This window comes from Paenibacillus sp. LC231 (genome assembly GCF_001860525.1).
Taxonomy (GTDB): Bacteria; Bacillota; Bacilli; order Paenibacillales; family Paenibacillaceae; genus Paenibacillus_AQ.
Genome location: NZ_JFOM01000049.1, coordinates 72,902 through 91,917 on the forward strand (window position 1 = coordinate 72,902; position 19,016 = coordinate 91,917).

15 protein-coding genes are annotated in these 19,016 nt (G+C 49.9%); 11 read left to right on the forward strand and 4 right to left on the reverse strand.

The window, feature by feature from the left end:
- The first annotated feature begins 130 nt into the window (after positions 1–130).
- The 9 genes from AK95_RS25905 to AK95_RS25945 all read left to right on the forward strand — a co-directional run bounded on the left by AK95_RS25905 (position 131) and on the right by AK95_RS25945 (position 12,602).
- Positions 131–1,294 (forward strand): iron-containing alcohol dehydrogenase, encoded by a 1,164-nt coding sequence (locus tag AK95_RS25905; RefSeq protein WP_071222799.1) that lies wholly within the window; start codon positions 131–133, stop codon positions 1,292–1,294.
- 202 nt (positions 1,295–1,496) lie between these two features.
- Positions 1,497–2,030 carry an NfeD family membrane protein gene (locus AK95_RS25910; protein WP_071222800.1) on the forward strand — a complete coding sequence of 178 codons (534 nt, stop codon included), beginning with the start codon at positions 1,497–1,499 and terminating at the stop codon, positions 2,028–2,030.
- Between the two features lie 4 nt (positions 2,031–2,034).
- Positions 2,035–3,570, forward strand: coding sequence for a flotillin family protein (locus AK95_RS25915; RefSeq protein ID WP_071222801.1), 1,536 nt, complete (start codon positions 2,035–2,037; stop codon positions 3,568–3,570).
- A gap of 148 nt (positions 3,571–3,718) precedes the next feature.
- Positions 3,719–4,576 (forward strand): glucose PTS transporter transcription antiterminator GlcT, encoded by an 858-nt coding sequence (gene glcT, locus AK95_RS25920; RefSeq protein WP_071222802.1) that lies wholly within the window; start codon positions 3,719–3,721, stop codon positions 4,574–4,576.
- 281 nt (positions 4,577–4,857) lie between these two features.
- On the forward strand, positions 4,858–6,939 hold the full coding sequence (gene ptsG, locus AK95_RS25925; RefSeq protein WP_071222803.1) for a glucose-specific PTS transporter subunit IIBC: 2,082 nt from the start codon (positions 4,858–4,860) through the stop codon (positions 6,937–6,939).
- Between the two features lie 60 nt (positions 6,940–6,999).
- A complete protein-coding gene (locus tag AK95_RS25930) occupies positions 7,000–7,275 on the forward strand; it encodes an HPr family phosphocarrier protein (protein WP_071222804.1) in 276 nt (91 codons plus the stop codon).
- Positions 7,268–8,989: a phosphoenolpyruvate--protein phosphotransferase gene (gene ptsP / locus AK95_RS25935; protein ID WP_071222805.1), complete on the forward strand. Its 1,722-nt coding sequence runs from the start codon at positions 7,268–7,270 to the stop codon at positions 8,987–8,989. The genes AK95_RS25930 and ptsP overlap by 8 nt, the downstream gene beginning before the upstream one ends.
- Positions 8,990–9,331: 342 nt before the next feature.
- On the forward strand, positions 9,332–11,683 hold the full coding sequence (gene pulA, locus AK95_RS25940) for a type I pullulanase (RefSeq protein ID WP_071223054.1): 2,352 nt from the start codon (positions 9,332–9,334) through the stop codon (positions 11,681–11,683).
- Between the two features lie 289 nt (positions 11,684–11,972).
- The gene (locus tag AK95_RS25945; protein ID WP_071222806.1) at positions 11,973–12,602 is read left to right on the forward strand and encodes a 50S ribosomal protein L25; all 630 of its coding nucleotides are present in this window, start codon (positions 11,973–11,975) and stop codon (positions 12,600–12,602) included.
- Between the two features lie 77 nt (positions 12,603–12,679).
- Here the strand turns inward: AK95_RS25945 and AK95_RS25950 are convergent, their stop codons facing one another.
- The 4 genes from AK95_RS25950 to kduI form a co-directional block, all read right to left on the reverse strand.
- Positions 12,680–13,564, reverse strand: a complete 885-nt coding sequence (locus AK95_RS25950) for a transporter substrate-binding domain-containing protein (protein ID WP_071222807.1) — start codon at positions 13,562–13,564, stop codon at positions 12,680–12,682.
- Positions 13,565–13,823: 259 nt separating this feature from the next.
- Positions 13,824–14,576, reverse strand: coding sequence for a 2-dehydro-3-deoxy-D-gluconate 5-dehydrogenase KduD (gene kduD / locus AK95_RS25955; protein ID WP_071222808.1), 753 nt, complete (start codon positions 14,574–14,576; stop codon positions 13,824–13,826).
- Between the two features lie 75 nt (positions 14,577–14,651).
- Entirely contained in the window at positions 14,652–15,401 is a 750-nt protein-coding gene (locus tag AK95_RS25960) for a DeoR/GlpR family DNA-binding transcription regulator (protein WP_071222809.1), read from the reverse strand.
- A gap of 40 nt (positions 15,402–15,441) precedes the next feature.
- The gene (kduI, locus tag AK95_RS25965) at positions 15,442–16,275 is read right to left on the reverse strand and encodes a 5-dehydro-4-deoxy-D-glucuronate isomerase (RefSeq protein ID WP_071222810.1); all 834 of its coding nucleotides are present in this window, start codon (positions 16,273–16,275) and stop codon (positions 15,442–15,444) included.
- Positions 16,276–16,548: 273 nt separating this feature from the next.
- On the opposite strand from kduI, the gene AK95_RS25970 reads away from it, so the two are divergent.
- Together AK95_RS25970 and urtA are read left to right on the forward strand one after the other, a co-directional pair.
- Positions 16,549–17,448, forward strand: coding sequence for a glycerophosphodiester phosphodiesterase (locus AK95_RS25970; RefSeq protein WP_071222811.1), 900 nt, complete (start codon positions 16,549–16,551; stop codon positions 17,446–17,448).
- A 298-nt stretch (positions 17,449–17,746) separates the two neighbouring features.
- Positions 17,747–19,006, forward strand: a complete 1,260-nt coding sequence (urtA, locus tag AK95_RS25975; protein ID WP_071222812.1) for an urea ABC transporter substrate-binding protein — start codon at positions 17,747–17,749, stop codon at positions 19,004–19,006.
- The last annotated feature ends 10 nt before the right edge of the window (positions 19,007–19,016 follow it).

The following is a 19,016-nucleotide window of genomic DNA, read 5'->3' on the forward strand; positions in this document are numbered from 1 at the left end:
ATCATTATGCAAACAGCCGATCTTTCTGGAGAAGGACGGCTGTTTGTTTTGCATAAGGGGAATGGTATAGAATGAAAAAGCATGCAAGATAAAAAATAGATGCGAACCAGATGCGATGGAGGTAATGTACATGAGACCTTTTGTCTTTCATAATCCGACTCAGTTGATTTTTGGTAAGGGCAAGCTGAGCGCTTTAAGTGGTGAAGTGGCTAAATACGGCCGGAACGTATTGCTTGTATATGGTGGCGGCAGCATCAAGCGCAGCGGGCTGTACGATCAGGTTATCGCGTTACTGAAGGAAGCGAATGCGGTGGTAACGGAGCTTGCCGGTGTGGAACCGAATCCGCGCCTGTCGACGGTCCACAAAGGTGTGGCATTGTGCCGGGAGCATAACATTGATCTTATACTGGCCGTTGGCGGCGGAAGCGTCCTTGACTGCTCCAAGGCCATTGCTGTAGGGGCCAAGTATGAAGGAGATATGTGGGATTTCGTCGAACGCAAAGCCGTCCCGCAAGCGGGTCTCCCACTTGGAACCGTGCTTACGATGGCTGCGACCGGATCCGAGATGAACGGCGGCTCCGTCATTACCAATGAAGTAACCCAAGAGAAGATGGGCTGGGGAAGCCCTTATGCTTACCCTGCATTTTCCATTCTTGACCCTGTACATACGTTCTCCCTTCCGCGGGATCAAACGGTGTACGGTATCGTGGATATCATGTCTCACGTATTGGAGCACTACTTCCACCAGGATACCAATACGCCGGTGCAGGACGGCTTCTGCGAGACGATCCTTCGGACCGTTATCGATACGGCGCCGAAGCTGGTTGAGGACCTGGAGAACTACGAGCTCCGCGAGACGATCATGTACTGCGGTACGATGGCGCTGAACGGCATGATCAATATGGGGATGGCCGGCGACTGGGGAACCCATAATATCGAGCACGCAGTATCTGCCGTTTACGACATTCCGCACGGCGGCGGCTTGGCGATCCTGTTCCCGAATTGGATGAAATATAATCGGAGTGCGGATCCTCAGCGCTTTAAGTCTCTTGCCGTGAACGTATTCGGCGTTGACCCGGCAGGAAAGACCGATGAAGCCGTCGGATTGGAAGGGATCGAAGCGCTTCGCCGCTTCTGGACTTCCATCGGTGCGCCAAGCACGCTGGGGGCGTACGATATTGATGACAGCCAGATCGAGGCAATGGCCGATAAGGCGATGCGATTTGGTCCTTTTGGCAACTTCCGCAAGCTGCAGCGTGAAGACGTCGTGGAGATTTATCGGATGTCGCTATAAGGGTTGTCCTGTCGTTATATGACAAGGAATTGAAATGGTTATAAAGCCTGCCGGTTCATGCCGTGCAGGCTTTTTTGCGGGTGTGTCGAATATAGATATGAAGAGATTTCCATACGTTTGAGGGAAATAATTGAAACTTTAGCAAACATTTTGCCGTATTACTTGTTATACACAGTAAGGGATTTCAGAGGGGGCAATCAACATGGAAGCGTTATATTGGGGCTGTCTGATCGGAGGCGTGATATTTGCCATCGTAACCGTGGTGCTTGGCGACATACTTAGCTCGGCGCTTGACGGATTGTTGGACTTTTTGTCAGTGGATTTTTTCAATCCGGTTGTGATCGCTGGAGGAATCACCGTATTTGGCGGTACCGGAATCATGCTGACGAAATACACGGAATTGGCGGCAGGTGCCCATGTAACGCTGTCTATCTTAGCGGCTATCGTCATTTCGATTCTCGTCTATTTCGGGTACGTGAAACCGATGGAGAACAGCGAGAACTCGACGGGCTTCTCTATCAAGGAGCTGGCTGGGATGATCGGCATTGTCACCGTACCGCTTCCTGCAGAGGGATTCGGCGAAGTGATGGTCAAGATTGGCGCAGGCAACACAACGCACATCGCGTCTAGCTTTGATCGCCAAAATCTTCCCGCAGGAGTCCGCGTGGTGGTTGTTGACGTTGTTGAGGGTGTCCTGAGAGTGTCCGAACTGGAAGAACGAAAAGGAGAGGATTGATTCAATGCCAGAATACTTAGTAATTCCGTCAATTGTTGTAGGTGTCATTGTTGTGTTAGGACTTGCGTTCTGGGCCCGTTACAAAACGGTGAGTCCGGATGAAGCGATGATCGTAACCGGTTCTTTTTTGGGAAGCAAAAATTTATCGGAGGATGAATCCGGCCGCAAAATCAAAATCGTTCGCGGCGGCGGCGCTTTTATACTCCCCGTATTTCAGCGCTCCGAATTTGTATCGCTTTTATCTCATAAACTGGATGTTATGACGCCTGAAGTGTACACGGAGCAAGGCGTTCCGGTTATGGCCGATGGGGTAGCCATCATAAAAGTGGGGAGCTCGATCGAAGACGTGGCAACGGCAGCCGAGCAATTCATGGGCAAGCCGATTGAAGCGCTGAAGGGCGAAGCCCAGGAAGTGCTGGAAGGTCATCTTCGTGCCATACTCGGTTCCATGACGGTAGAGGAAGTATACCGTAACCGTGACAAGTTCGCGCAGGAAGTTCAGGGTGTCGCTGCAAGAGATCTCAAGAAAATGGGTCTGCAGATTGTATCCTTTACCATTAAGGACGTTCGCGACAAGCATGGATATCTGGAAGCGCTGGGTAAACCGCGGATCGCTACCGTAAAGCGGGATGCGGAGATTGCCGAAGCCGAAGCGATGCGCGACGCGCGGATTCAGAAAGCGCGTGCGGAAGAAGAAGGACAAAAGGCCGAGGTCGTACGCGATACCAATATCGCGGAAGCCGAGAAGGAACGGGAGCTGAAGGTTGCGTCCTTTAAGAAGGAGCAGGATACGGCGAAGGCCGAAGCGGACCAAGCTTATCATATCCAGGAAGCCCGTGCCAGACAGACGGCAGTTGAGGAACAAATGAAGGTTGAGCTCGTTCGTAAGGAGCGCGAAATCGATCTGCAGGAGAAAGAAATCATGATTCGCGAGAAGCAGTATGACGCGGACGTGAAGAAGAAAGCCGAAGCTGATCGCTATGCCGTTGAGCAGGCGGCCGAAGCGGATAAGGCCCGCAAGATGCGCGAAGCGGATGCCTTGCAGTACTCCATCGAAACCCAGGCCAAAGCGTCTGCCGAACAGAAGCGCCTGGATGGTCTGGCCGTTGCGGATGCCGAGCGTGCCAAAGGTACGGCCGAAGCCGAAGTCATCCGCCTGCGCGGTATTGCCGAAGCCGATGCCAAGGAGAAACTTGCCGAAGCGTTCCAGAAGTTTGGAGAAGCTGCTGTGCTCGATATCATCGTAAAAATGCTGCCTGAGCTTGCCGGCAAGATTGCTCAGCCAATCTCGTCCATTGACAAGCTGACGGTTGTAGATACAGGCAAAGGCGAAGGTGCGGCTCGCGTGAGCAATTATGTGACCGAGCTGATGTCCACTGCGCCTGAAATGCTGAAGAGTGTGTCAGGGATTGATGTGGAAGAACTGATTAAGGGATTGACGACAAAGAAAGCTTCTCCAGTCCAAAAGCAAGTAGCTGTTGAACAGGAGCTTGTTCCGGTACCGGTGCCTGTTGAGACAAGTGCTGCTAAGGAAGAGTAGAGCGAGCGGCAAGTAGGACTGGGATAGCGGTCACAGGCAGCGGTACGGCACTTTGGAGACTTTGGCAACCACATATGATTTTGCCGCGCACTTATATTTCTGATAAGATATCCGAGTATACGCGTATGAATCAAAAAGAGGTGCAAACGTGAGCAGCTTACAAGTGGCTAAAGTGTTGAACAATAATGTAATCATAGCGAAGCATCCTCAACATGGCGAGGTTGTTGTTATTGGCAAGGGAATAGGCTTTAACCGGAAGAATAAAGACCTTATCCCGGCCTCCGCTGCCGAGAAGATGTTCATTTTGACCAAACCGGAGGAGCAGGAGCAGTATAAGCAGTTGGTGCCTCATATCGATGAGAAGCTGATTGAGGCGATGAATGACATTATTCTGAATGCTGCCAAATCCAGCGACGCTCCTCTGAATGAGCATATCCACATAGCGTTGACTGATCATATTGCATTTGCCATTAAACGTCATGCCCAAGGTCTCTATATCCATAATCCTTTTTTATACGAAACCAAAGAGATGTATCCTGAAGAGTACGAGATGGCGGAATACGCCGTCCGTACCATCCGGGAGAAGCTTGGGGTCGACTTGGGCCAAGAAGAAATCGGATTCATTGCCCTTCATTTTCACGGTGCCCTCACAAACCAGCACATTTCGGAGGTTCGCAAGCATTCGGAACTGATTGCGGATTTAGTACGTACCGTTGAACAGCAGCTGGATTATGCCATCCCGAGGGATACCTTGGATTATTCCCGTCTGCTGACTCATCTCCGGTTTGCCCTGGAGCGGGTTCGGCGGGGAGAAGCGGTGAACGAGACGAGTTCATTGGATGGTCTGCTGAAGCGCGAATATCCCGAAACGTATTCCTTGGCATGGAAACTGACGAAGATGATGGAGCAGCGGCTGAAAAAGCCTGTATATCCCGCCGAGGCCGGTTATTTGACCATTCATCTGGAGCGGCTGGTCCAGCGCAAAGAGCAGGGCGAGCAAATGTGAAGATTTTATTAAGTCCCTTACCATGTGGTTGCAACGAAAAATGAACGGTGTTACAATACGAACAGTTATGAAGCATAAAACTGCAAATCAAACGTGTAACTGATTCGATCAGGCATGAGTATTGCAGGAATTTGGTTGTTTTTACCCATTTCTGGGTAATCTAATCCATGAGATTAGCCATCCATTTTCCCGTGGTTACTCATGCCTTTTTTTGATTTGGTTGTTTTATGATGCTCTACAAACAGCTTGTGACCACAACTAGATAGAGGGTGAGAATTTTCATGTTTAAGCGGCTTTTTGGCGTACTGCAAAGGGTCGGTAAAGCTCTGATGCTGCCCGTGGCCATATTGCCGGCGGCTGGACTTTTGCTCGGCCTTGGTAATATGCTGGTCAACCCCGATTTCCTGCAGTACGCACCGTGGCTCGATGCGGCTTGGGTTCAGTCAGCTGCCACCGTCATGATGAATGCGGGACAAATCGTGTTCACGAATTTATCCTTGCTGTTTGCAGTAGGGGTTGCCGTCGGCCTAGCCGGAGGCGAAGGTGTGGCCGGGCTTGCGGCTATCATCGGTTACCTCGTCATGAACGTTACCATGGGCAGCGTGATCGGCGTGACGCCATCGATGATTGGCACGAATTACGAATATGCCAGCGTGCTTGGCATTCCGACCTTAGCCACTGGGGTATTCGGCGGGATTATTGTAGGTATATTAGCGGCAAGCATGTACCGGAGATTTTTCAAAATAGAGCTTCCGTCCTATCTGGGCTTTTTTGCAGGAAAACGGTTTGTTCCGATTATGACGGCTGCAACCTCCGTTTTGCTTGGTCTGTTGATGGTCTTTATATGGCCTCCGATCCAGTCTGCGCTTAACACTGCATCCCATTTCATGCTGGAACAAAACCTGACGCTGTCCGCTTTTGTGTTCGGCGTTGTGGAACGCGGATTGATTCCGTTCGGTCTGCACCACATTTTCTATTCTCCCTTCTGGTTTGAGTTCGGGGAATATTTGAATCAGGCAGGTCAAATGGTGCGCGGTGATCAAAATATATTCATGGCTCAGCTTCGGGATGGCGTCGAGTTTACGGCAGGCACCTTCATGACGGGTAAGTATCCGTTTATGATGTTTGGTCTTCCTGCGGCTGCGCTTGCCATCTATCATGAAGCGAGACCGGAGAACAAAAAGTTTGTCGCCGGTATTATGGGTTCGGCAGCGCTGACCTCCTTCTTGACAGGAATCACGGAACCGCTTGAGTTCTCCTTCCTGTTCGTCGCGCCGATCTTGTTCGCCGTACATGCATTGTTCGCAGGTCTGTCCTTCATGACCATGCATATTCTGGGTACCAAGATAGGCATGACCTTCTCGGGCGGTCTGATCGATTACATGATATTCGGTGTCATTCCGAACCGGACGCCATGGTGGAATGTACTCATTGTTGGTGCTATCATGGCAGTAATCTATTATTTCGGATTCCGGTTTGTCATTCGGAAATTCAATCTGAAGACGCCGGGCCGGGAGGAAGCTTCCGCAACGGAATCGGAATCAGGTTCCCGGGGAGCAGGCGGTGACAGCAAAAATGATCTGCCGCTTAACATTCTGACTGCGCTTGGCGGCCAACCTAACATTGCTCATCTGGATGCCTGCATTACCCGGCTTCGGGTAGAGGTGAAAGACAAGGGCCATGTCGATAAGGCAAGGCTGAAACAGCTGGGTGCGTCAGGTGTGCTGGAGGTGGGGAATAATATCCAGGCGATATTCGGAACACGTTCCGATACTATCAAATCGCAAATCCAGGACATTATGTCGGGAATAACGCCGACAATCGCGCCTGAAACAGCGGATCCGAAGACGATGCCGACTGCTCAAGAGGAGCAGCAGGCTGGTCAGGACGGGGAAACGCTTGTCATGGAGGAAATCGTATCTCCAGTCGATGGAGAGCTAATGGATATTTCCCATGTGCCTGATCCAGTCTTTGCAGAACGAATGACGGGAGATGGATTTGCGGTATTACCTCATAACGGAACGATCGCTTCTCCTGTTAACGGAACCGTATTTAACGTATTCCCCAGCAAGCATGCGGTCGGCATTATGTCCGATGGCGGTAAGGAAGTGCTTGTCCATATCGGCGTCAATACCGTTAAGCTGAAGGGGCAGGGTTTTGAAGTTCTTGTACAAGAGGGGGATCTGGTATCCACGGGCCAACCGATCATGCAGGTGGATCTGGATTATGTGAAGGAGAATGCCAAATCGATTATTTCTCCTGTGATCTTCTCGAATTTGCCGGAGGGAGCTTCCGTGAAGCTGAACAAGACCGGTGAAGTAAAAAGCGGTGAAAAAGGGATCATCACCATTTCGAAGCCTTAACCTCACGGTGATCTCAAGGATTCTTAAAAAATTTAAATATACGAAAGTAGGATGATGAACATGCAACAAACATTCAAAATTATTGATGAAGATGGAATTCACGCACGTCCGGCAACAGCATTGGTAAATACAGCTAACAAATTCCAGGACACCAATTCATTTGCTGAAGCTAACGGCAAAAAAGTAACGCTGAAATCGATCCTGGGCGTTCTGTCCCTCGGACTGGAGCAAGGTGATACATTGACACTGATCACGGAAGGCGGCAATGAGAGCGAAGCGCTGACAGCACTGCAAGAAGTGATGGTGAACGAAGGGTTAGGCGAGCTTCATGAATAATTTGAAAGGAATCGCGGCTTCCGCGGGCATCGCGATTGCACGTGCTTTTACACTGGAGCATCCTGATTATTCTGTTACGGAAAAGCAAGTGGCAGACACGGATGCCGAGCTTTCGAAGCTGGATGCGGCGCTGGCTCAGTCCCAGGCTGAGCTTGAAGCGATCAAAGCCCGCACGCTTCAGGAACTCGGGGAGAAGAAGGCTGAGATTTTCGAATCTCACCTTCTCATCCTGAATGATCCGGAATTGATTGAACCAGTCAAAGCGAAAATCGCTTCCGATTCGGTTAATGCGGAGTACGCCTTAAATGAAACGGCAACCCAATTCATTCAAATGTTCGAGAACATGAAGAGTGCTTACTTGCAGGAGCGGGCAGCGGATATGCGCGACGTAACCAAACGTATTCTCAAGCATCTGCTGGGCCTGAATTATGTCAGCCCTTCAGAAATCAGCGAAGAAGTAATTGTGGTTGCAGAGGACTTGACTCCTTCGGACACAGCGCAGTTGAACCGCAACTACGTTAAAGGATTCACGACCAATATTGGCGGGCGCACCTCGCATTCTGCCATCATGGCCCGTTCGCTTGAAATTCCGGCTGTCGTCGGAACGAAAAACGTGCTCTCTTCGGTCCAAAACGGGGATTTGATCATCGTTGACGGACTGGAAGGGGATGTCATCATTAATCCTACGGAAGCCATCGTGGCCCAATACCGTGCGAAGCAGGATGCCTATGCCAAACAGGTCGAGGAATGGAAGAAACTCCGCTCCGAACCAACGGTATCCAAGGACGGGATCCATGTGGAGCTGGCCGCCAATATCGGGACACCGAACGATGTAACCGGCGTGCTGGAGAATGGCGGAGAAGCGGTAGGACTGTATCGTACGGAATTCCTGTACATGGGCAGAGATAAACTTCCTTCCGAAGAGATCCAGTATGTCGCCTATAAATCGGTACTGGAGAAAATGGAAGGCAAGCCGGTTGTTGTCCGCACCCTCGATATCGGCGGGGACAAGGAGCTGCCTTATCTGGATCTGCCAAAAGAAATGAATCCGTTCCTGGGCTTCCGGGCCGTTAGGCTGTGCCTGGACCGTCAGGATATCTTCAGAACCCAGCTTCGGGCACTGCTGCGCGCAAGCGTCCATGGCAATCTGCGAATCATGTTTCCCATGATCGCGACGCTCGGTGAATTCCGTGAAGCCAAAGCTCTTCTGGAGGAAGAGAAATCCAAGCTTGTGAGCGAGGGCATTCCGGTATCCGAGGACATCCAACTCGGGATCATGGTGGAGATTCCATCTACCGCGGTTCTGGCGGATCAGTTTGCCAAAGAGGTTGATTTCTTCAGTATCGGAACGAATGACCTTATCCAGTATACGATGGCCGCTGACCGCATGAATGAACGGGTTGCTTATTTGTATCAACCTTATAATCCGGCGATTCTGCGACTGGTTAAAATGGTCATCGATGCTGCTCATCGCGAAGGCCGCTGGGTTGGCATGTGCGGTGAAATGGCGGGTGACGCCACGGCGATTCCAATTCTCCTCGGTCTGGGGCTGGATGAGTTTAGCATGAGCGCTACATCCATTCTTCCGGCGCGCAGCCAGATCGGGAAGCTGTCCCGCAGTGATATGCAGGCACTCGCTGCCAAGGCGCTTGAAATGGGTACCGCAGAGGAAGTTGTGGCTCTGGTGGAATCCATAGAAACTGCAGCGGAGTAAGAAGGAAGACAACTTAACATCTTGATCGATCCATGCAGTGTCGTATTTCGTTTGTTTTTTGGGTACTATACCAACTTTTTCCACGATAGCTTTACATTGACAACATCTGTCCATTCGGTCAGATGTTTTTTTTGTCAAAAGAAAGACACCCGGCATATTTGCTAGTATAATAGCCTAAATATATAGTTATTTGGCATCAAACCCAAACCAAATCAGGGCTTTTGGCATATCATGATATATGAAAGCGTTCTACATTCATGTGCTAGAGGTCTGTCTTATGATTCAGGCGCCCATACTAGGAAGTAAATCTACTTATAAGTGACGGTGATGATGACTATGGACATGATCAAGAGCTGCACAAGTGTTAAGCTGGGGGCAACGTACCGAAGAGAGGAAACGACCTTTCAGGTGTGGGTTCCGGATGCGGTTCATGTGAAACTGGCTTTGTATGAAAGCCCGGGAGAGTATAACGAGCAAGGTCTCGTAACGGATCACGAGCGTGGCACATTATATTTGATGGAACGTAATGGCGACGGCATATGGTCGGCTGTCGTAAACAGGGATCTTCATGGAACCTATTATATGTACCAAATCGAGTCAGCGCACGGCGACGTGCATTATGCCGTTGACCCCTATGCAACAGCGGTATCAGCCAACGGCTGCCGCGGGGCGGTTGTCGATCTGGCGAAGAGCAATCCGCCGGGGTGGGAGCAGGATGTTAGACCCAAGCTGTTGAAGCCTACGGATGCGGTGCTCTATGAGCTTCATGTACGCGATTTCTCGATTCATACCGATTCGGGAATGAAATATAGAGGTAAATATAAGGCATTCACAGAAGGTGGCCTGCGGGATTCCGAAGGGAATACCATTGGACTGGATCATCTCGAAGAATTAGGTGTGACCCATGTGCATCTGCTGCCGATATTTGATTTTCGAACGGTCAATGAGCTGGACGGCTATAAAGCCGGCAGCTTGAGCCGCGAGTATAACTGGGGGTATGATCCGCAGAATTACAATGTTCCTGAAGGTTCATATTCGACAGATCCTATGGATCCGATCCTGCGCATCCGGGAGCTGAAGGAGATGATTCTGGCTCTGCATGCAAGGGGAATCCGTGTCGTCATGGACGTAGTTTACAACCATACGTATACGGTGGATGACGGTCCGTTTGAACGATTGGCGCCAGGGTATTTCTATCGCAAGGATGGATATGGACATTTATCGAACGGTTCAGGTGTAGGCAACGAGCTGGCTACAGAGAAGCCGATGGTACGCAAATATATCAAGGATTCCTTAAGGTACTGGGCCGAGGAGTATCATATCGACGGCTTTCGATTTGATCTGATGGCTCTGATCGATACAACAACGATGAAAGAGATTGTAAGCGAGCTGCGTCGTGAGGTCGATAGCTCTCTCTTGTTCTACGGTGAGCCCTGGACGGGAGGAATGAGTCCGTTGACAGAGCAAACCGTCAAAGGAAGCCAGAAGGGTCAAGGTTTCGCTGTATTTAATGATCATTTCCGGCATGCCATCAAGGGTGACAATGACGGGCGCGGCCGAGGCTTTGCTACGGGCGAACCGTGGTACGAGGGCGCTGTCGTTGAAGGGATGATGGGCTCGATCCATGATTTTGCGCTTCATCCGGATGAGACGGTCAATTATGTCACCGTGCACGATAATTTGAATCTGTGGGACAAAATTTTGGTTGCTTGCGGGATGGAAGAACAGGCAGGTCTGCTTCGCATGACAGACGGGAAGCTGGTTAACGGCGGCGATGTATGGCAGGCTACGGCTGCTTCAACACCCTATGCCGGTATTCCTGATGAAGATGTAATGTCGGCAGCGGCTGTGCGCCGCAGCTTGCTGGCTAACGGGATCGTCCTGCTCTCTCAAGGGATTCCGCTGCTGCATGCCGGCGATGAGCTGCTCCGCACGAAATTTGGCGATCATAACAGCTACCGCAGCGGCGATGCCGTTAATGCGATCCACTGGTCGAACAAGAAACGATTCAAACCCGTGTTTGACTATTACAAAGGCCTTATTGCCTTGCGCAAAGCTCATCCGGCATTTCGTATGGCAGCAAGAGAAGAGATTGAGGAACATATGGAAGTGCTGCGCAGCAGCGATCGGATTATCGCGTACCGATTAACGCATCATCCACAAGATAGCTGGGGCCAGATTGTAGTGATCGTGAACGGGAATGAGCATGAAATGACGGTTGATCTGCCGCCAACACCTTACCGCTGGAGCATCGTGGTGAATGATCGTCAGGCAGGTACGGATACTATCAAGACGTTGGACCAAGGAGCTATAGCGGTTCCAGGGTTGTCGCTGATGGTGTTGTACGAAGATCAGACCCAGAAGAAGCAAGGGCTGACTACCGTTGAGATTGAATATGAGAGACGTGATCAAGCATATGATGGCTGGAACGTGTGGGTGTGGGGAACGGGCGTGGAGGATGGCAGCGTGCCGTTCTCAAGCGTGGACGGCGGCAAAGCTCGAGCGGTCTTCTATGCAGCTTCCGGAACCAAGCGGGTCGGCTGTATCGTCAGGTTGAATGATTGGGAGGATCGGGAAGGCGAGAACGACTGGTTTATCGATATTCCGCCAGACGAAGCCAAGGTACGGATCTCGCTGGTAAGCGTCAAAGACGACGGCTCCGAGGGCCAAGAACAGCGGGATATGGCGAGTTGAGGATTGTATTAAGGATTGTATTAAGGATTGTATTAAGGATTGTATTAAGGATTGTATTAAGGATTGTATTAAGGATTGTATTAAGGATTGTATTAAGGATTGTATATTAAAAAATCAGGAGCCCTCCTTTTGTACTGAAAAGGGGGCTCCTGTTATTTATATTTCAAAAGGGGTACCATTCATTACCCACAGGCTTGAAATTTAAAACATCTGAAACTCATGATTAGTTAGCAGGTAAATAGGGTAATAATGAGATAGACTTTGTTTTCGATAAAGGAGGATGTCACTCATGTCAAAAGGAAACACAGTTCAACTCCAAGCAGATGTTCGTGATGAATTCACCCGGGCTTCTCGCCGAGTGCTTCGCGAAAATGGCGGAATCCCCGGCGTTGTATACGGCGCGGGCGAGGAAAGTATCCCTGTAGCTGTTAATTTCAAGGATACGGCCAAGCTGTTCCACACCGGACGTTCAGAGGTATTCCAGCTTGATATTCCAGGCTCCGGTAAAATTCCGGTTTTGATTAAGGACATTCAAAAGAGACGCGGCACTGTATCCCATGTGGACTTTCTGCGGATCTCCATGAACAAGCCGGTTCGTGTCAGCATACCGGTGGATTATCAAGGTACTGCTGCCGGAACGAAATCTGGCGGTATTCTGCAAACCCAGGTGACCGAAATCGAAGTAGAGGGATTGCCGGGCGAGCTGCCTACTACCCTCGAAGCGGACGTATCCGCTCTGGAGATAGGCGACAAGCTTACGGTTGCAGATATTAAAGTACCGGAAGGTATTACATTGCACGCTTCGGATGAGGAGGTTCTCGCAACCGTCATCGTGCCACGAGCCGTTGAGGCTGCAGAGACGGTGGATGAAGCGGAAGCTAAGGAAGCGGATGCGGGAGAGACAACCGAAGAATCATAATATGCACATTTAAAAAGGCGCTTGCTATGCTGGAATCCAGCGGAGCAGGCGCCTTTTTGTCAGGAAATTAGAAAATTCTATTTAACCTTGCGATCATGGATGCCTTTATAACTCATCGGGGCGTCTCCAAAGTATTTGTTCCAAATGGTCAGATACGTTCCGTCCTGCTGCATGGTAGCCAGTGCATTATCAACGGCGGCCACGAGATCCGGATTCCCTTTTACAAAGGCTGCGGAAATCTCGGACACCTGATCGGCGGATTCGGCGGCAGCGACAGGCAGATTCGGGAACTGCTGCTTCAGGTTGGTTACGGATAATTGATCTGAAATGACGGCATCCAGCTCTCCGTTTGCGAGCTTGTTAGCTGCGTCTGATATATATTTGATCGGGACAATTTCCGCTCCATGCTTCTTGGCCATATCCTTATAAATTCCGGTTGGGTTCAGGCCGACACGCTTATCCTTGATGTCCGAGAAGGTGCGAATCTTATCTTCACCCGAGGAACGCACAAGCAGAACCGGGGTTGAGGATAAATAAGCAACGGAAAAATCATAGAGAGCCCGCCGGTCCGGCTTGTCTTCAATCTGGTTGAAGACGGCGTCGTATTTGCCTTCCGTCAATCCTTGCAGCAGATTCTCCCACTCGGTTTCAACGAATTCTGCTCTTAGCTCCATATGGCGGGCAACCTCTTCAGCGATTTCCACATCAAAGCCTGTAAGTCTTCCGCCCGTTCCATGGTAACTGAAAGGGGGATAATCCCGTTCCGTTGCAATTCGCAGGGTCCCGCGCTCCACGGCATTCCGAAGCAGGAAGCCCGTGTTCACCCGGTAAGGATTTACGCCCATGTTGGGGGTCGGCACCCGGTCATTACTGTTAGGCGTGCATCCGGTAAGTACAATTGAACCGATCAGTGTGAATAAACAGGCAAGACTGATCCAACGTATCGATTTTGTTCCGCGCATGATTCCAGAAACCATCCTTTCTTTATTCACGGTCCTTCGAGGCCCATTTCGTAAAGTTAGGATGTCCCAAAGGATGGTTCGTATATTCGTGAAATGTCGGTACACGGCAAGAACTTAGGGTCTCTAATTGGATGGAAAAGGAGAATGAAAATAGGCTGTGCTATCTCCGCCTGCAGCAGCAGCGGAAAAGCACAGCCTATTTTTGCTAGATAGAATTGAAGCTAACGTTGACATGCTCTTGATACACGCTTTATGCTCCTTATCGGGCCATCCATCCGCCATCAACACAAAGCACATGTCCGTTCATATAATCCGAAGCGGCGGAAGCGAGGAATACGGCGGGTCCGCCAATGTCCTCGGGTTTTCCCCAGCGTCCGGCAGGAATACGTTCCGTAATGGAAGTCCGTCGTTCCTCATCCTGACGGATGGCTGCCGTATTATCGGTTTCGATATAACCGGGAGCAATTCCGTTCACTTGGATGCCGCTGGCGGCCCATTCATTGGCTAAAGCTTTCGTAAGGCCGGCAACACCATGCTTGCTTGCCGTATATCCGGGCACGTTGATTCCGCCTTGGTAGGATAGCATGGAACAAATGTTAATGATTTTGCCGCTGCCGCGTTCAATCATATGTCTTCCGGCAAGTTGGGACAGGAAAAATACGGTATTCAGATTCAAATCAATCACGTCAAGCCAATCTTGAGTACCATGATCCTTGGCAGGCGTCCGGCGGATAATACCCGCATTGTTTACGAGAATGTCCACATGCCCCGTCAGCTCCAGTGCTTGGTCAAAAGTTTGCTGGAGTTTGCTCTGGTCGCTTAGATCGACCTTGATTTCGGAAGCTTTTCTGCCGAGTGAAGTAATGGCTTCTATCGTTTCGGCGCTTGTATTCATGGACACGGCAACGATATCCGCGCCGGCTTCGGCTAGAGCTATCGCTATGCCTTGCCCTAGTCCTCTGGCGGAGCCGGTAACGATTGCAGTTTTGCCTGATAAGTCAAACCTGTTCATGCCCCAGTATCCCCTCTCATATGCTCTCTATTAGTGATTATGAAGTTAGGTCGGTTTTGAGTTTTCATGCGGCGTTTACAGCATGGTAACGCCGGCACCTTCATATTGTTTGATCGTCTCGGATGACAGTCCCGCATCGGTAATGATGCCGCTGATCTCCTGCAGGGATGAAAATGTCCTTAATGCCGTTTGACCGAATTTGTGATGATCGACAACGGCATAAACCTCCAGCGAGGTTTCGATTAATGCCCGTTTGAAAGGGATCAAGTCCCCGGTATATATGGACAATCCATGATCAAGATGGACGCCCGTGGCGGATATGAAGGCTTTTTGAATGTTCAGCTGTGATACATACGATACACCTTCAGGGCCTGCGAGCATATTGCGGACCCGGTAGCCCCCCGGAACGACCAAACGGATATGATTCTTGGTTGCCAATTCGCTGATGATATACACATCGTTCGTAATGACTGTCAGAGGCACATCCTCCAGCCTGCGGGCAATCTCCAGCGTGGTGCTGCCTCCGTCTAAGGCAATGATGTCATCGGTATTGATATGCTTCAGCGCTTTCAGCGCGATTTCGGTCTTTTCAGTCGGATGTTTGGCAAGCGGTTCTTTGGACGGCAGGATGCCGAATTGATCGCTGTGTGCAAGGACAGCTCCACCATGCACACGAACGATTAGCCCCTGTTCCTCCAGCTTGGTCAGATCCTCGCGTATGGTTTTTCCGGTTACTTGAAGCTGCTGGCTTAGGTCGGCGACAGTCACTTCTTTATGGGTTAGAAGGTACTCCATTATTTTTTCATAGCGTCGTAACGGGTTCATATGAATCTCAACTCTTCCGTGGGTTAATGGATAATCCCCTCTATTTTAAATCTTTTATGGACACCGGGTCCATATCATCATAACGTTTATTATCTCCGGCCATGCCCCAGATAAAGGTATAGTTGCTTGTGCCTACCCCGCTGTGGATCGACCAGCTTGGCGAAATCACGGCCTGCTCATTGCGCATGACGATGTGCCGCGTTTCATTGGGTTCACCCATCAGATGGATGACAACCGCTTCTTCCGGTAAATCAAAATAGAGATATGCCTCCATGCGTCTTGGGTGAGTATGGGCAGGCATCGTGTTCCACATGTTTCCTTCTTTCAGCAGGGTCATACCCATGACAAGCTGGGCGCTCTCGATGCCTTTTTGATGAATGAAACGATAGATTACGCGATCATTGGAATTTTTGATATCGCCCAAAGCGCTGGAATCGGCTTCCTCCAGAGTGGCCTTGGCTGTCGGGAATGATTGGTGCGCTGGCGCAGAATTCAAATAGAATTTGGCTGGGTTGGATGGATCCGTGCTTTTAAAAATAACCTCTTCCGTGCCCATGCCAACGTACAAGCATTCTTTGTTGTTCAGTTCATGCTCCGCACCGTCCACCAGTACGGTACCATGTCCGCCAATATTGATAATGCCAAGCTCACGGCGTTCCAGGAAAGAGGAAACACCCAGTTCTTTAAGGTCGGTTTCCAATTTGACTTGTTCTTGAACGGGAGCGGCACCACCGATAATCATACGATCTTCGTGCGTCAGGACAAGCTCCAGCTTGTCAGGCGTAAACAGGACGGGGATATGGAATTCCTTGCGAAGTCTTTCTGTGTCATATTGTTTCACTTCATTAGGGTGTGATGCATAACGTCTTTCCATGTTCGTTCATCTCCTCATCATTCTATTATAATGAATTCATAATGTTCATATAAGTACAAATTACTCCATTTATGTTCATATTACAAGAGCTAATTCCTAAATGAACCATAATTATACCTGGTTAACATCTAGCCGACTTCATTTATATCTGACTGAACTTGCAGCAGAAAGGGAAGAACTAGCATCAATGGGGATGGGCAGGCTGCCCTGAAATGTTCTTCAGCAAGGCTAGCTATGAAGTGAACAAGGTACGACTAGGAGATTGATGACCCGATGAAAAGAATGATTGTAATTCTAACAGCTGTGCTTGCAGTGACCGGTTCTCAAAATACGGCTGATGTCCCGCATTATCCTTATCATCAAACCGGGGAACGGGAAGTCTGGATGAGGTCGGAGAATGAGCGCGATCAATCCTGGGTTAATATCGCCCATCGGGGCGCGTCGGGTTATGCCCCGGAAAATACGATGGCATCTTTTGTTAAAGCATTTGATATGGGAGCGGATATGCTGGAATTGGATGTCCAATTGAGCAAGGATGGACAGGTCGTTGTGATTCATGATTCCACGGTTGAGCGAACCACCGATGGGCAGGGAGAAGTAGGCGATTTAACCTTTGAGGAGCTGCGTATGCTGGATGCAGGTTCATGGTACGATTCGGCGTTTAAAGGAGAAGTCATTCCCGCTTTGGCGGAGGTGCTTGAGCATTTCGCGGGGCGCATCGGGCTGTTGATCGAATTGAAATCTCCCTCCCGGTATCCGGGTATCGAGCAAAGGGTCGCAGACGAGTTGAAAAGGTATATCATCGGCGCTGATGGTGGTGAGAGGTACAAGGACCTGATCATCGTGCAGTCAGCAGATACGGACTCGCTCCTTCGATTTCGTCAACTGATGCCCGATATCCCGCTGGGCGTTGTTATCACCAGTGCGGGCGACTTATCCAAGCAGCGGCTGGTAGATATGAAGACCTATGCGGAGTATGTGAATGTATCGATGAGGCTGGTATCCAAAGGGCTGGTTCAAAAGATACATCAATCCGGGCTGAAAACGATGGTCTGGACCATCCGGGATATGCTGCAAATTCCTTATGTTCTTCAAATTAACGTGGATGGGATTATTACGGATTACCCGGATCGGGTACCGATTTCAATTTCGAACAGGAAAATGATCAGATAAATGGCGTAACGGTGTTGACAACCTTTTGAGAAATCAAGGGTTGTTTTTTATGTTAGAAAATATAACAGAAATTTAAATGTTAAGAGTGAGTTTCAGGGTTTCTTTATGTTTATGTAAGAAAATATTACTTAAATTACGAAAAATAAACTGAAATCTTATTATTTTTGAAAAAATAAATAAAATAATGTCATGATTATTGACATAGGAAATATAAGGCAACTATAATGTGGGATAACGAACAGAGAAGGCAGTTTGCAGATAGAATGTTCGGAAACGTAAAAAAGGGAGTTGGGAGCGAATGAAGAAACAAAGCGTGATCGTTAAAGGCTGGGCCTCATTTGTTTTATGTGCAATCTTGATGTCAGGCTGCGTGACGGAAAAGGAAGCCGCTCCAACCGCCGGTGCGGATAACGGGAGTCCGGGGGTAGAAGCCGCTGGCGATTCAATTAAGGTTGGCATTCTTCACTCACTCAGCGGAACGATGGCCATAAGCGAGGTATCCGTTAAGGATGCGGAGATGCTTGCCATCGAAGAAATCAATGCAGCTGGCGGCGTGCTTGGCAAGCAGATCGAACCCGTAATCGAGGACGGTGCCTCCGATTGGCCGACCTTCGCGGAGAAAGCGGGAAAATTGCTGCAGCAGGATAAGGTTGCCGCCGTATTCGGAGGCTGGACCTCCGCCAGTCGGAAAGCCATGCTCCCTGTTTTCGAACAGAACAACGGCCTTTTATTCTATCCGGTCCAATATGAAGGGCTGGAATCCTCACCTAACATTTTTTATACGGGCGCAACAACCAATCAGCAGATCGTACCCTCAGTGTCCTGGCTGCTGGAGAACCGCGGCAAAAAAATGTTCCTCCTCGGCTCCGATTACGTGTTTCCGAGAACGGCCAACAAGATCATCAAGGCACAGTTGACGGCAGAGGGCGGTGAACTGGCCGGGGAGGAATACACGCCGCTGGGCCATACCGATTTCAGCACGATTATAGCCAAGATCAAGGAGGCGAAGCCCGATATCGTCTATAACACGCTGAACGGCGACAGCAACGTGGCCTTCTTCAAGCAGCTGAAGGATGCGGGCATTACCTCCAAGGATATGACCACGCTGTCCGTCAGCGTGGCGGAGGAGGAGATCCGCGGCATCGGCGCCGATATACTGGAGGGGCATCTGGCAGCCTGGAACTATTATCAATCTACCGATACTCCGGAGAACAAGACTTTTGTCGACAAATACAAAGCAAAATACGGCGCTGACCGCGTGACGGCTGACCCGATCGAAGCAGGATACACGGCGGTGTACTTATGGAAGGCCGCGGTGGAGAAGGCAGGAACAACGGAGGTGGCCAAGGTGAAGGAAGCGGCAAAAGGCATTGAGTTCGCCGCTCCGGAAGGAAAAGTAACCATTGATGGGGAGAATCAGCACATTCATAAAACGGTGCGCATCGGCGAGGTGCAGGCTGACGGGCAATTCAAGGAGCTTTGGAATTCGGGAGAACCCGTTAAACCGGACCCTTATCTGAAAACTTATGATTGGGCGAAGGGATTAAGCGGAGAATAAAGCTTGATTT

What these genes read in the sequence shown, in the direction of transcription:
- pulA (WP_071223054.1), top strand. Translation starts at nt 9,332, where the DNA reads ATGATCAAGAGCTGCACAAGTGTTAAGCTGGGGGCAACGTACCGAAGA.
- ptsP (WP_071222805.1), top strand. Translation starts at nt 7,268, where the DNA reads ATGAATAATTTGAAAGGAATCGCGGCTTCCGCGGGCATCGCGATTGCA.
- AK95_RS25960 (WP_071222809.1), bottom strand. Translation starts at nt 15,401, where the DNA reads ATGAACCCGTTACGACGCTATGAAAAAATAATGGAGTACCTTCTAACC.
- AK95_RS25970 (WP_071222811.1), top strand. Translation starts at nt 16,549, where the DNA reads ATGAAAAGAATGATTGTAATTCTAACAGCTGTGCTTGCAGTGACCGGT.
- kduD (WP_071222808.1), bottom strand. Translation starts at nt 14,576, where the DNA reads ATGAACAGGTTTGACTTATCAGGCAAAACTGCAATCGTTACCGGCTCC.
- kduI (WP_071222810.1), bottom strand. Translation starts at nt 16,275, where the DNA reads ATGGAAAGACGTTATGCATCACACCCTAATGAAGTGAAACAATATGAC.
- AK95_RS25915 (WP_071222801.1), top strand. Translation starts at nt 2,035, where the DNA reads ATGCCAGAATACTTAGTAATTCCGTCAATTGTTGTAGGTGTCATTGTT.
- AK95_RS25950 (WP_071222807.1), bottom strand. Translation starts at nt 13,564, where the DNA reads ATGCGCGGAACAAAATCGATACGTTGGATCAGTCTTGCCTGTTTATTC.
- AK95_RS25905 (WP_071222799.1), top strand. Translation starts at nt 131, where the DNA reads ATGAGACCTTTTGTCTTTCATAATCCGACTCAGTTGATTTTTGGTAAG.
- urtA (WP_071222812.1), top strand. Translation starts at nt 17,747, where the DNA reads ATGAAGAAACAAAGCGTGATCGTTAAAGGCTGGGCCTCATTTGTTTTA.
- AK95_RS25945 (WP_071222806.1), top strand. Translation starts at nt 11,973, where the DNA reads ATGTCAAAAGGAAACACAGTTCAACTCCAAGCAGATGTTCGTGATGAA.
- ptsG (WP_071222803.1), top strand. Translation starts at nt 4,858, where the DNA reads ATGTTTAAGCGGCTTTTTGGCGTACTGCAAAGGGTCGGTAAAGCTCTG.
- AK95_RS25930 (WP_071222804.1), top strand. Translation starts at nt 7,000, where the DNA reads ATGCAACAAACATTCAAAATTATTGATGAAGATGGAATTCACGCACGT.
- AK95_RS25910 (WP_071222800.1), top strand. Translation starts at nt 1,497, where the DNA reads ATGGAAGCGTTATATTGGGGCTGTCTGATCGGAGGCGTGATATTTGCC.